Source organism: Haloferax sp. ATB1, assembly GCF_000730175.1.
On the sequence record NZ_JPES01000055.1, the window covers coordinates 1 to 12,583 of the forward strand.

Consider the following 12,583-nt stretch of genomic DNA (forward strand, 5'->3'; position numbering starts at 1 on the left):
TCACCGAGAGTGAGAGCAACTTCCTCGTCAAGGGAATTGACGAGGAAGTTAAGGAGCTGGTCCTCGTGGATTTCACCGTCTGCTTGCTGGGTTTTGAACACACCTTCTGCAAGCAGACGTCTCAACTAACCGGCTTTGTGATGTACTGAGCCTAGATAAATCGAATGCTGACTCGCTGTCCTCGAGGTGTTCGACGAAGAGCTATCGACTGACCGGTCGTATCTGGAGTATCTGCATGTCGCCAGAGCGTGGTACGCCTTCGTGAAACGACGGAAATACGCGAAGTGCAACCCACTCTCAGAGCTGGTGAAGAGTTCGGTTGGGAAGCCAGCGAACCTGACGCGGCGTTCATTCTCGAGAACAGTAAGCGTCGATTCGACATCTTCCACAGACAAGTCACGGTGTACTCATGCTGAGTGACGACATGGAGGCCCGAAGCCAGCACCTCGTCGAAGATGGACCGTTGACTATCCGGATGGTGTCGCTTGACGATATCTTCCTCTTCAAATCGGTCGCGAATAGAGACGACGACGTCGACGACATGGTTGTACTTGCACAAGCAGGGATCGATGAGGAGTTAATCGTCCAAGAGGTGCACACCCAGTTGTCGCTTATCGGTCGAGACGAGTTTGTCGGTGCCATGAAACACAAACCCGCCCGTCTCCAAGAGAAAGGGTACTCATTCGACATCCAAGATGAGATCGAACGTTTGCACTCGCGAACTGTAGGCGGTGAACGGGTCGCTCAGTGTATTCGACTCCTTGCGGAAACTGAATACGATGATGAGCTATACGAAGGAGTTCCCGAACCGACATTTGAATCGAGGGTTGGTGAGGAGACAGCTACATCCGGTATTGACTTGCTCCAACAGATCGGACACGTCAGGTGTGGTGAGGACAACTCACATATTCTCCAAGATCGGGAAAATGAGGACAAGTAACGTCAGTTCGTCACTCTGGGCGGACAACTTCATCGCATGAATAGCACTCTGCGAACACGCCAGTCGTCCCATCGGCCTCCTCGAACTCGATAAGCGACTGGTGAGACGCAATCTCTTCGCCACAGTCAGGACATCGGCCAAGCGCCGTCGAATCACTCGTCATAGGGGAATTGTGGAGACGTATGTGACACGGTCTGTCTCCATTAGTGTCTACACGATGCCACAGCAAAGATGTTTGGCCGCCAATATTGTTCAAACACATCATTCATGAATTGTGTTCATTAACTTTGTTCAGTGATGTAGGGGAGTCGCCCTGTGATCAGGGAGGGTATAGCCCCCACATCAGGAGATTCATTAATGTCATTCCCCACTAGTATTCACTATGTTCATTCATTACTGAACACATAGAATGAACACACTAGATGAACACAATGAAAACATGTACAGAAGATTCAAGGTGGTGGTCCCTCATGAACACAGTATGCTCACATATTCGACCTACAGCGAGGCAGGCGGAGTTGGGAAGACGACCACCGCTGCAAACCTGGCGGTTGCGCACGCTCGGGCGGGGTTGAAACCGCTCGTCGTTCCACTTGACCCACAAGACGGCGATCTCTCACGTCTCTTCGGGGTTGACGACCAACGAACGGATTCAGTCGATAACATCGTCCGGCATATGATTCGACGCCCCAACGGCGACTTTGAGGATCTCATTCGGACTGTCGAAGGTGTCGACATCGTTCCGGAGCACAATATGCTCTCAGATTTAGCCGATTTTCTCCAGCGAGAGAAAGACCAGGCGGAAGCCATGGGCGAAGCATTCGGGATGCACGCACAGTTACTCCGTGTGCTCCGCGAGGCCGGCGTCCCAGAGGAGTACGATGTACTGATCTGTGACCCACCAGCAACTGAAGGGCCACACCTCTACAACGCGATTCACGCGACGCGGTCGCTTGTCATCCCCGTCGAACCAAGCGCAAAGGGCCGTGCAGCAGTTGAAGGGCTTGAGGCTCTCGTCGCCGGGTTTGAAGACCAACTCGAGATTGACGTTGGTGTGCTCGCCGCCGTACCAACCGGATTCAAAAACACACGTGATCAACGGCAGGTACTAGCTGAAATCGACTATCCGATCCCAGAGATCATCAGCGAGCGTGCCTCCCTGATGGAGGGGTGCTGGATGGAGCAATGTTCGGCGTTCAAATACGTCCGTGAACATCGTGATCGTCGCCGTGACTACGAAATTGAAACGCTTGCTCAGTTCGACCGCATCGCGAGACATCTCGAAGAACAGGTCGGAATTGAAGCGCCAAACCCCCCGGAACCGGGTGACGTCGACCACGAGGTGGTGACGGTATGACTGGCATGAAGAAAGGAGCTGGTGAAGATCCGTTTGCAGATGACTCATCGACTGACTCGGCGACCGATACAGAGACTCAGACGAAGGAAACAGAGCCTGAACAGGCCGAAGAAACGAATTCGAACCAAGCCGAGGGCGAAGACACCCAAGAGTCTCGCCAGCAGATCCAGATTCCATACAAATTCCGCCGTGATGGCGTCCAAGACGGTCGTGACCGCGTCCCGCTGTTCTTACAGAAGGAGACAAAAGTCGCAGAGCGAGACGCCTCCGGGAGTTCGAAGACCGGTTCGAAGAAAACGTCTCACTCACCGACCTCCGTGAAGCGCTCATGAAGGTCGGCCTGCAGCACCTCGATGAAACAGAAGAGTGCCTCGAAGAGTGGGGCTACGGGATGACGTTCGACTAGCCAAGAAACGGCGCTTACAGCAGTATAGGTGCGAAAATCGACAGTTGGCAGTCGGTCACGGTCCGAAACTTGGACTCCGCTGGGTGGTTTGTTGACCAAGAGAACGAGCGTCGCTTCCCTGGTAGCCCATTCTAAGGACCAAGGAGTTCGAAGGTAGCGCAATAATAGTAGATTTCTTACATTCTCAATTACCTCATTGTCCCGCAGAGACAACGAGGATTAGCAATTTGTCGGCCCAAACGGAGAGCAAGTAATAAACCATATTCCGCTATATCCAATCTATTGGTCGGGCGGGCAAGTTTCAGAAGGTGAAGTGTTGTATGCTCCCGATTCAACTCAAGAGTACAATCGTGAGCGTCTTCGGCCACTACGAGGCTTCGTTCGAGATGCTGATCAAGTGTGGAGCGGTGGATACGACGGCCACATCAAACGCACCCAGCGTCTGCCCGCCGGATACAACAGCCCCCATTGGCACATCTAGTTCGAACTGACGACTGGTGAAGTTCGTCACCCATGTCAGGCCGTCTCGTTCGTTGAATCGAACTCCGTCCGGAAGTCGGGAAGTGTGCTTGATTCCGCCGCGAGACAGCAGCTCAGCAACGAGTTCGTCAAGCAGTTCTGACCCCGGCCAGACACCACAGTACGTTACTGAGCCGTCGCCACGGTTCCTCCGGGTGACTGCCGGACGTCCAGCTCCCGGACCGGAAGTGTGCGTCGCTACGACGGTCGTCTGTGGATCGGGGTCGAGCCACTCCGCCCAGATTGTGGCAGCGTACTCATCGCCATCAACTTCCACGGCGAGTGGGACATCTTCCGGGTAACTCTCGTGTTGGTCGACGACGAGACCGGTGAGGTCCGCGAGTGGCCCCGGTGCAAGCGTCTCGTGTAGCTGATTGGCCGGCGTCTTCACGCCAGAGCGCGCCCCCACGAGTAACTGACCACCCTGCTCGACGAATTGAGTAAGGTGGTCCGCAAGTTCGGTATCGACGAGGTGAAGCCCCGGTGCGACGACGGCCTCGTAGTCGTCTAGTGGGGCGTCCGGGTGAACGACGTCAACCTGCACGCCACGGGCTCTGAGTACACGGTAGTAACATCGGAGATGCTCCCAATAGTCGAATTCGGGAGCGTGAGGTTGTACACCGATAGCCCACCAATTGTCGTAGTCATGGAGAAGCGCAACAGAAGCGTCAACGTGGTCAACATCAACTGTGGTGAGTTCTTCGGCTGCAGCCTTCGCCTCGTTGTAGCCGCGGTCCGGCGATCCATCTTGCTTCATGAGCCCAGCGTGGTACTGTTCTTGACCCTCTAGACATCGCCGCCAGCGGAAGTACAGAACGGCGTCGGCACCGTGGCCGACTGCATGGTGTGCCCAGAGTCGCATCGCACCGTCACCCGGTTGTGGGCAGGAGGGTGGCCAGTTGACGTCACCGGGTTGTTGCTCCATCACCCAGAACGGAGCATCATTCGTCGCCCGGCAGAGGTCGTGGTTCAGGCCAACTTGATCTGGGTCGCCCGCTCGGAGTTCATCCATCGATGGGTCGGCGGCCCGGCGGTCCTGAACGAAGCCTGTCGGATACGAGTCCCACGAAACCAAATCCAAATCGTTACTGACCTTGTGCATGTCGAGCGTCTCGAAATCCCCCATGAAGTTGTGCGTCACGAACCAGTCACCATGCTCGCGAATGAGATCGGCATGGATACGGTTGTATTCGATGACGCTATCGGTCGCAAAGCGGTAGTAATCCAAGAGGCGAGAGGGGTGGTGGTCTGCCGGTGTCGGCCGCGGGGGGTCGACAGCTTCGAAAGAGGCGTACTGTTGGCTCCAGAACGTCGTCCCCCACTGCTCGTTCAGGTCGCCGACGTCGTCGTACTTCGCTGCGAGCCACTCGGAAAAGGCGGCCGAACAGTCCTCGCAGTAACAGCGAACGGTCCCGTGACAGCCGAACTCGTTGTCGGTCTGCCAGCCGACGACGGCCGGATGGTCTGCGTAGTGGGCTGCCATCTCCGAAACGATGCGGCGCGTCTCCTCTCGGTATCGGGGCGAGTTGAAACAGTAGTGGCGACGCGAGCCGAAGTGCCGAGCGTCCCGTCGGGGTCGGCCTGCAGAATCTCCGGGTGTTCGTCGACGAGCCACTTCGGCGGCGTTGCCGTTGGTGTACAGAGGACGACGTTCAGGCCGTGATCAGCTAGTATATCGACCGCCTCGTCAAGCCACGAGAAATCGAGGCCCCCAAGTGTCGGCTCGATGACGCCCCACGAAAACTCAGCCAGACGGACGTATTCGATGCCCGCCTCGGCCATTTGCCGTGCGTCAGATTCCCACTGTTCGCGTGGCCAATGTTCTGGAAAGTAGCAAACACCAATTGACATTGTCTATGATAAGAGATATCGCACCACAATAAAAATCCTCGGTCGGCTAGACCTCGCTCGTTGCCGGCCCGAGGTGTGGAGATACGGCCTATCTAATCCCCGCTATTCTGTATTATTCAGCTTCTCTCATGCTTCACCCCTGAAGCACGATCTCGGCAAGTGTCGCTGTACGTGGGCACCCAACGGATCCATCACTACTGTCCGATAGAATTGAATACTAGTGGTTTGAGTGATTGCGCAGACCGCAACACTAGACCGGCCTACGGAGAGAGTTCGGTGGACTGAGCACGTCAGTCAACCGGGAATCTCTACACGCAAGACTGGTCGATAGTCGCAAGTATTGTTGAGAGAGGTAGTGCTGTGTGTAACAGCACAGTATGATTTGTTGCTTCCTCAGGGAAGCACTGCCGCCGGCCAAGCGTTGCAGTTCCGCTGGGAGTCCACTACAACACTCAGAGGATGCGAACGCTTGGTCAGCATCAACCATTTGTACGACTGGATTTCTTTCTTGAGTCCAAGTGGTGCCACCATCACAAGAAGTTATACTGGTCCACCCGGAGTCGTAGATGTACCTATGAGTGAAGTCTCGGTTCACCAGCGTATCATCGATCCTGGAATCATCGCGATCGTGCGTGGCATCGATTCAGCTGTCGCACCCGACATCGTTCGTGCTATCGCAGCCGGTGGCGTCAACGCGATCGAGATTACAGCCAATACACCGGGCGCGGTGGACATGATTCGAGAGGTCTCCAACAGCGTCGAGGATGTTGCCATCGGTGCGGGGACGGTTCTCGACCCGGAGACTGCACGGGCCGTCCAACTCGCCGGTGCTGAGTTCGTCGTCACCCCGACGGTGAACACGGACGTCATCGAGACCTGCAACCGGTACGACACGCCTATTGCGACGGGCGTGATGACGCCAACCGAGGCGCTCACCGCGACTGAGGCCGGCGCAGACTTCTGTAAACTATTCCCTGCGTCAGCTGTCGGCCCCAAACAAATAAGTGCGATAAACGGGCCACTCCCGCAAGTCCCGCTGATACCGACGGGTGGCGTCTCGACCGACAACGCGGCAGCGTTCTTCGAAGCCGGCGCGGTTGCCCTCGGCGTCGGCAGTTCCATCGTCGACGGTGAGGCCATCGCCGCGGGCGACTTTAGTACGCTGACCGACGCAGCCAGCGAGTTCGTCGCAATCGCCGAGGAGTACCGATGACACCCGACCTCGTCACCTTCGGCGAGACGATGCTTCGGCTGAGTCCACCTGCGGGCGAACGGTTGGAAACTGCGACGGAACTCGACTTCCGAACGGCGGGGGCAGAGAGCAACGTTGCCATTGCGGCGGCACGACTCGGCACCGACGCCTGCTGGCTCTCAAAGCTCCCGGACTCGGCGCTTGGCCGCCGCGTGACGAACGAAATCCAAACCCACGGTGTTGACCCCCGAGTTGCGTGGAGTACGTCGTCACGCCAAGGAACATACTATATCGAGCAGGGAGCAGCACCTCGACCGACAACGGTCATCTACGACCGGGCCGACGCAGCCGTCACCACCGCCGAGTCGGACGAACTCGATCGGGACGCGATTCGTAACGCCAACGTGTTCTACACGAGCGGTATCACTCCCGCACTCTCGGAGACGCTCGAAGCGACGACGGCCGAACTACTCGCTGACGCACAGTCGGCGGGAACGACGACCGCGTTCGACCTCAACTACCGGGGAAAGCTCTGGTCGCCGGCTGAAGCGAAGGCAACGTGTGAGTCATTCTTTTCTGACGTCGATATTCTTGTCGCGGCCGAGCGCGACATCCGCCACGTCCTCGACCGCGAAGGCGACGCTCGAGCACTCGCCGGAGGGCTAGTAGACGACTTCGATTTCGAGACAGTAATCGTCACTCGTGGTGATGAGGGTGCGCTTGCCCTCAACGACGGAACGGTGTACGACCAACCGGCGTTCGAGACGGAGACGGTGGACGCGATTGGCACCGGTGATGCGTTCGTCGGCGCATACCTCTCACGACACATTGCCGGCGACACCGTCGGCGACGCGCTCTGCTACGCCGCGGCGACTGCCGCACTCAAACGAACCATCGAAGGCGACCTCGCAGTCGTGACGCCGGCAGAAGTCGAACGGGTGGTAGAAAACAGAGGAGGCGGTATCGCGCGGTAGGTCAGTTGGGGCGCAGTGACCGCTAGTAACGCTCTTTGTATTCGAGGTAGGTGTGATCCTGCATGACTGCAGTCCGACCGCCGTCAACGAGTAGACTGGTCCCAGTCACAAACGACGCCTCATCGCTGGTCAGAAAGGCCACTGTCGCGGCAACGTCCTCGGGGACGCCGATTCGACCGACTGGGTGGATTGCCTCAACACGCTCACGGTCGTCTGCGCTCAACTCCGCTTGCGTGCGTTCGACCTCGACCCATCCCGGATTGACGGTGTTGACGGTGATTCCGAGAGGACCGAGTTCGAGCGCAAGTGCACGCGTCATCCCGTTGATACCCGCCTTGACAGCATTGTAGGGGAACAGCCCAGGCATCGTCAAGAAGGCATGGTTCGAGGACATGTTGACGATAGAACCCCCGGAAGGCATGTGTTCGGCCGCGTGTTTGGCGCACAGCCAGAACGAACGGAAATCAGTCTCGACGACGAACTCCCAGTCGTCCATCGTCGCCTCGGACGCAGTCGTCTCCGTCTGGACGCCGGCGTTGTTAACAAGCACGTCGAGACGTCCGTAGCGGTCCACAGTCTCTTCGACCAGCGCCTCGATGGCCGCGGGGTCTCGCATGTCGGCCTCAATGAACGTCACTTCGCCACCGACCTCTCGGATAGTATTGACTGTCTCTTGGCCATCGGTGGCCGAACGGCCGTTGACGACGACGGTTGCACCCTCGCGGGCGAGGCGCTTTGCGACGCCCGCACCGATACCTTTCGTCGACCCCGTTACGATGGCGACCCGCCCCTCGTGTCGTTGTGAGTCTACCATTCGGCAACACTCCCATCGTCGTGTCGCCAGACCGGATTGTGCCAATCGACGTCAATTTCGGCGCGCTCACGAACGTAGTCGATGTCGATGTCGACGCCGAGACCTGGACCGTCTGGGAGGTCAACGTAGCCATCATCGTAGTCGAAGACCGAGGGATCTTCGAGGTAGTCTAGTACGTCGTTGCTCTCGTTGTAGTGGATGTCGAGGCTCTGCTCTTGAATGAGCGCGTTTGGTGCGACGGCGTCTACTTGGAGACATGAGGCGAGCGCAAGCGGACCGAGTGGGCAGTGTGGTGCCATCGCCACATCGTACGCCTCAGCCATTGCTGCGATCTTCTTCACTTCGGTGATGCCGCCAGCGTGTGAGAGGTCTGGCTGGATGACATCGACCGACTGGTCTTCGAAGACATGTTTGTAGTCCCACCGTGAATACATTCGTTCGCCGGTTGCGATGGGTGTCGATGTCTGCGCCGCAATATCCGGGAGTGCGTCGTTGTGCTCAGGGAGAACTGGTTCCTCGATGAAGAATGGCTCGTGCGGTTCGAGCGCCTTCGCCAGTCGCTTGGCCATCGGCTTCGTGACTCGCCCGTGGAAGTCGACGCCAATGTCGACCTCGGGACCGACCGCCTCTCGGACGGTTCGGAGACGGTCGACAGCGTCCGCGACAGCGCTTGGGTTGTCCACTCGTCGAATCTCCGGCGTCGCGTTCATCTTGAGCGCCGTGAACCCAGCGTCAACCTTCTCTGCGGCAGCTTCGCCGACGGCAGCGGGGCGGTCGCCACCGACCCATTGGTAGACACGAACGCGGTCCCGAACCGGGCCACCAAGGAGCTCGTAAACTGGTGCATCGAACTGTTTGCCCTTGATGTCCCATAACGCCTGGTCGATACCGGCGATTGCGGACATCAAGATTGGACCACCGCGATAGAAGCCACCGCGGTACATCGTTTGCCAGTGGTCTTCGATTCGACTCGGATCTTCGCCGAGGAGGTACGTTTCCATGAGCTCCTCAACGGCGGCCCGAACGGAGTGTGACCGGCCTTCGACGACTGGTTCTCCCCAGCCGACGATGCCATCGCTCGTCTCAATACGGAGGAATAACCACCGTGGCGGTACCTCGAACAGCTCGTAGTTAGTGATTCGTGTCATGGTGTGTATCTTAGAATATCAGTATGTCTGTGCCTCGTTCCTCGAAAGGGGTGGTGAAAACAGGATTACATCCCTTTCATCCCACCGCTGGCAAGCCCCTCGACGATGTAGCTCTGGACGAAGGCGAACAGGACGACTACAGGGACGATAGTAATCGTCGCTGCCGTCAACAGTAGTTCCCACGCGACCGTGTTCTGCGACTGGAACAGTTGGAGACCGAACGGAAGCGTTCGCGTCGCGGCTGTCTGCGACAGGATCGAGACGAGTAGGTAGTCGTTCCACGAGAGAATAAACGTGTAGAACCCCGCAACAGCGATGCCGGGCAACGACAGCGGGACGATGATACGCCAGAGAATGTCCAAGCGCGAACAGCCGTCCATCTTCGCTGCCTCGTCGAGCGATGTCGGGATATCATCGAAGTACCCTTTCAACAGCCACGTGCCTAGCGGAATCCCACCGACAGAATGCGCGATAACGATGCCGAGATACGAGTCGATGAGATTCAGCGAGAACATCAACAGGAAAAACGGGATGAGGATGAGCACGAGCGGGAGCATCTGCGTCGCGAGGAACGACAGCAGAATCGACTGCCGGCCGGGGAACTCAAATCTACTCAGTGAGTATGCCGCTAGCGTCCCGACAACGAGCGTGAGGGTAGTCGTCGAAACCGCGATGACGACTGAGTTGACGAAGTACCCCTGGAACGCCCCCGTCTGCAGAACAGTGAGGTAGTTCTCGACGGTGAGGTCACCGAGCGACGGGATGAGTTGTGGCGAGTAGAGGAACTCCTGGGATGTGAACGTCACGAGCAGCATGTACCCCACCGGAAGCAGGAGGAAGGCGAAGTACAGGCTGAGGACAGCGTACACTCCGACGAGACGACGCGGCGACATGTCGTCGGATAGCCACGCGTCGAAGCGCTGAATCAGCGAACGGTCCGAAGACGAGTGTGTGGATGAGTCAGTTGCCATTGGTCTGTTCGGTTAGTCGCGAGCCTCCAGTCTCACGTACACGACGGTGAAGGCCATCATGATGATGAGCATCACGAGTGCCATGCTCGCCCCGTATCCGAGGGCGTACTGTTCGAACGCCTGCTTGTAGATGTACGTCGACATCACCTCTGTGTTCCCGAGCGGCCCGCCGCCGGTCGAGAGATAGACGATGTCGAAGTTGTTGAACGTGAAGATGACGTGCAGCACGATCATAATCATCGACACGTACGATATCTGTGGGAGGGTGATGTATCGGAAGGCCTGCAACGGTCCTGCACCGTCAAGTCGGGCAGCCTCGTACTGGGTCTCCGGAATCGACTTCATCGCGGCCATGAGTGCAATGGCGTAGAACGGAACGTTACGCCACACGTGCATCACGACGATAAGCGGGAATGCGACACCGGGACGGCCGAACCAGTACGTCGTCTCCAACCCCAACTTCGCGAGGACGATGTTGGCCGGGCCGAAATCGGGTTGGACGAGAAATCGGAAGATGATAACCATCACGATGCCGGGAAGCACCCAGGTAATCATCGATGCGCTACGGAAGAAGCCAGCTCCAGGCACTTTCTCTTTGAGTGCCAGCGCTAATCCCAACCCGAGGAGGTACTGTAGCGAGACGGCGACGGCCGTCAGCAGAACCGTGTGCCAGAGCGCCGACTTGAACGTCGCGTCCGACAGCATCTGACCGAAGTTGCTGAGTCCGACGAACGTCATCTGCTCGGGGTTCAAAAGTGACACTTCGAAGAACGCCAGTTGGATTCCTCGAAGCGTCGGGTAGACGATGATGGCGCCGAGCATAATCACAGCCGGGAGTACCATCGCATAGCCCAACCAGGTGTCCGAGACGAACCGCTTGAACTCCGCTACGTACGGCGAGAGTGGACTAGACGAGATGTCTTGTGTGGCCATGGTGTTCTACAGTTCGCTTTCGAGTGCGGTCAGTTCCTCGTGGAGTTTCGTACCGGCCTTGTACGGGTCAGTCTTGCCGTAGGAAACCTCCTGCATAAGGCGGTAGAACGGCTCTCGGACGGGCCCCATCCAACTTTCGCGAGTGCGCGACCAGTCTTGAACACGTCGACGAACGGTTCCCAGTTCTCGTTGTCGATGGTTGATTCCACCTCGTCGTGGACGGGTGTCATCGCGTTTCCGGGAGAGTCCTCACCCATCGCGTTCATCGTGTCTGGACTGGCGAACGTGGCGATTGCATCCCACGCGGCGTCCTTCTGGTCGCTGTGTGAGTTCATCATTATCGGTTTGACTTCGAGGAACGTCCCCTTCGAACCACCGTCACCGTAGGGGAGGTGGCCGACGCCGGTGTTCTCGTTGAGGAGCGTGGCCGTCGCATCGGTATCGTTGATGTTGGTCCCAGTCGTCCAGCCACGGAGCCACGTCCCACACTCGATAAAGGCGAACTGCCCGTTGAGGTACCCGGGGTCGTTGACCTGCCACCCGGTCCCAAGTTGGTCCGGGTTACCGAGTGGTTCGTCGGCCGCCCACACTTGGTAGTACCAGTTGTCGAAAATTTGGCCGAGCGTGTCGGCGTCGATATTCAACGCCCACGCGTCCCCCTCGGGAACGTAGAGCTGGTCCGTATGTTGATAGACGTGCGACATCCACTCTTGGAACGCTCGGACGCTGCCGTCTTTCGTACAGTTGTGGTAGGCCTGGATGCCGTCGACTTCCTTGTTGATGAGCCGACCGATTTCCTGAAACTCCTGAGCGGTCTCCGGCGGCTCCTGGCCCAACTCTTCGAGAACGTCCATCCGGTAGATGAGTGCACGGCCGTTGCCCGTGTACGGAAGCCCGTAGAGCTTCCCTTGGTACCGCATCGCGTCGAGCGCAGAGTCGACGAAGCCGTCGAAGTAATCGAGTTCTTCGACACGATCGTCAAGTGGTTCGAGATGTCCCGCCTTGATATACTCCGTCAGGTGAGCAAGGACACCCTCGATGACATCGGGATCGCCGGTCCGAGCACCCGTGAGAAACTTTTGTCGGAGATCCTCGTATGAGAACCGCCCGATAGTCAACGGTGCGTCGCCCCGAGCGTTGTAGTTCTCTTTGAACGTGTCCTTCCAGATGGGAGGTGAGTCGTCGTTGGGGAAGGTGTACTCCCAGAAGAGCACCTCATCCCCGCTTGCATCACCGCTACTGTTACTCTGGTCGGTAGCGGTGTCCCCATCGCCTCCGCCGAGTTGCCTGTCGCCTCCACTATTACCGCCACCCGTACACCCCGCGAGTGCGACGCCTGCGCCAACACCGAGGCCCTTCACGAGTGAACGCCTGCTCAAACTAGATGAGTTACTCTCTGTCATGGGATGAACCCTACAGCACACATTAGACCACCATTATTTATAATTTACTAATGGGCACATATTCCACAGACATCG

General features: G+C 57.7%; 10 protein-coding genes and 3 pseudogenes. 6 read left to right on the forward strand and 7 right to left on the reverse strand.

Features of this window, described 5'->3' with window-relative positions:
* Positions 1-171: 171 nt before the first annotated feature.
* The 4 genes and pseudogenes from ATB1_RS23180 to ATB1_RS09070 form a co-directional block, all read left to right on the forward strand.
* A pseudogene (locus ATB1_RS23180) lies at positions 172-374 on the forward strand (site-specific integrase); the annotation flags it as partial.
* Positions 375-409: 35 nt separating this feature from the next.
* Positions 410-940, forward strand: coding sequence for a hypothetical protein (locus tag ATB1_RS09060; RefSeq protein ID WP_082256362.1), 531 nt, complete (start codon positions 410-412; stop codon positions 938-940).
* Positions 941-1,421: 481 nt separating this feature from the next.
* Positions 1,422-2,297 (forward strand): ParA family protein, encoded by an 876-nt coding sequence (locus tag ATB1_RS09065; protein ID WP_004967663.1) that lies wholly within the window; start codon positions 1,422-1,424, stop codon positions 2,295-2,297.
* Positions 2,294-2,703, forward strand: a pseudogene (locus ATB1_RS09070) (hypothetical protein). The gene ATB1_RS09065 and the pseudogene ATB1_RS09070 overlap by 4 nt, the downstream one beginning before the upstream one ends.
* A 367-nt stretch (positions 2,704-3,070) precedes the next feature.
* On the opposite strand, the gene ATB1_RS24580 reads toward ATB1_RS09070, so the two are convergent.
* Together ATB1_RS24580 and ATB1_RS24585 are read right to left on the reverse strand one after the other, a co-directional pair.
* Positions 3,071-3,979, reverse strand: coding sequence for a beta-galactosidase (locus tag ATB1_RS24580; RefSeq protein ID WP_394324770.1), 909 nt, complete (start codon positions 3,977-3,979; stop codon positions 3,071-3,073).
* Positions 3,971-5,073 (reverse strand): annotated as a pseudogene (locus ATB1_RS24585) (beta-galactosidase); the annotation flags it as partial. The gene ATB1_RS24580 and the pseudogene ATB1_RS24585, both read right to left, overlap by 9 nt.
* A gap of 574 nt (positions 5,074-5,647) precedes the next feature.
* Here ATB1_RS24585 and ATB1_RS09080 point away from each other — a divergent pair.
* Together ATB1_RS09080 and kdgK1 are read left to right on the forward strand one after the other, a co-directional pair.
* Positions 5,648-6,286: a bifunctional 4-hydroxy-2-oxoglutarate aldolase/2-dehydro-3-deoxy-phosphogluconate aldolase gene (locus ATB1_RS09080; RefSeq protein WP_004967647.1), complete on the forward strand. Its 639-nt coding sequence runs from the start codon at positions 5,648-5,650 to the stop codon at positions 6,284-6,286.
* Complete coding sequence (kdgK1, locus tag ATB1_RS09085) at positions 6,283-7,239, forward strand: bifunctional 2-dehydro-3-deoxygluconokinase/2-dehydro-3-deoxygalactonokinase (RefSeq protein ID WP_004967646.1); 957 nt, start codon at positions 6,283-6,285, stop codon at positions 7,237-7,239. The genes ATB1_RS09080 and kdgK1 overlap by 4 nt, the downstream gene beginning before the upstream one ends.
* A 22-nt stretch (positions 7,240-7,261) precedes the next feature.
* On the opposite strand, the gene ATB1_RS09090 is transcribed toward kdgK1, so the two are convergent.
* From ATB1_RS09090 to ATB1_RS09110, 5 genes are all read right to left on the reverse strand, one after another.
* Complete coding sequence (locus ATB1_RS09090; protein ID WP_042663427.1) at positions 7,262-8,053, reverse strand: SDR family NAD(P)-dependent oxidoreductase; 792 nt, start codon at positions 8,051-8,053, stop codon at positions 7,262-7,264.
* Positions 8,047-9,201 (reverse strand): galactonate dehydratase, encoded by a 1,155-nt coding sequence (dgoD, locus tag ATB1_RS09095; protein ID WP_004967644.1) that lies wholly within the window; start codon positions 9,199-9,201, stop codon positions 8,047-8,049. The genes ATB1_RS09090 and dgoD overlap by 7 nt, the downstream gene beginning before the upstream one ends.
* A 65-nt stretch (positions 9,202-9,266) precedes the next feature.
* Positions 9,267-10,172: a carbohydrate ABC transporter permease gene (locus ATB1_RS09100; protein WP_004967643.1), complete on the reverse strand. Its 906-nt coding sequence runs from the start codon at positions 10,170-10,172 to the stop codon at positions 9,267-9,269.
* A gap of 12 nt (positions 10,173-10,184) precedes the next feature.
* On the reverse strand, positions 10,185-11,105 hold the full coding sequence (locus ATB1_RS09105) for a carbohydrate ABC transporter permease (RefSeq protein WP_004967642.1): 921 nt from the start codon (positions 11,103-11,105) through the stop codon (positions 10,185-10,187).
* A 29-nt stretch (positions 11,106-11,134) separates the two neighbouring features.
* Complete coding sequence (locus tag ATB1_RS09110) at positions 11,135-12,484, reverse strand: extracellular solute-binding protein (RefSeq protein ID WP_241768164.1); 1,350 nt, start codon at positions 12,482-12,484, stop codon at positions 11,135-11,137.
* Positions 12,485-12,583: the final 99 nt, after the last annotated feature.

Excerpts from the sequence above, each read along its gene's own strand:
- ATB1_RS09060 (WP_082256362.1), top strand. The coding sequence starts at position 410 with ATGCTGAGTGACGACATGGAGGCCCGAAGCCAGCACCTCGTCGAAGAT.
- ATB1_RS09065 (WP_004967663.1), top strand. The coding sequence starts at position 1,422 with ATGCTCACATATTCGACCTACAGCGAGGCAGGCGGAGTTGGGAAGACG.
- ATB1_RS24580 (WP_394324770.1), bottom strand. The coding sequence starts at position 3,979 with ATGAAGCAAGATGGATCGCCGGACCGCGGCTACAACGAGGCGAAGGCT.
- ATB1_RS09080 (WP_004967647.1), top strand. The coding sequence starts at position 5,648 with ATGAGTGAAGTCTCGGTTCACCAGCGTATCATCGATCCTGGAATCATC.
- kdgK1 (WP_004967646.1), top strand. The coding sequence starts at position 6,283 with ATGACACCCGACCTCGTCACCTTCGGCGAGACGATGCTTCGGCTGAGT.
- ATB1_RS09090 (WP_042663427.1), bottom strand. The coding sequence starts at position 8,053 with ATGGTAGACTCACAACGACACGAGGGGCGGGTCGCCATCGTAACGGGG.
- dgoD (WP_004967644.1), bottom strand. The coding sequence starts at position 9,201 with ATGACACGAATCACTAACTACGAGCTGTTCGAGGTACCGCCACGGTGG.
- ATB1_RS09100 (WP_004967643.1), bottom strand. The coding sequence starts at position 10,172 with ATGGCAACTGACTCATCCACACACTCGTCTTCGGACCGTTCGCTGATT.
- ATB1_RS09105 (WP_004967642.1), bottom strand. The coding sequence starts at position 11,105 with ATGGCCACACAAGACATCTCGTCTAGTCCACTCTCGCCGTACGTAGCG.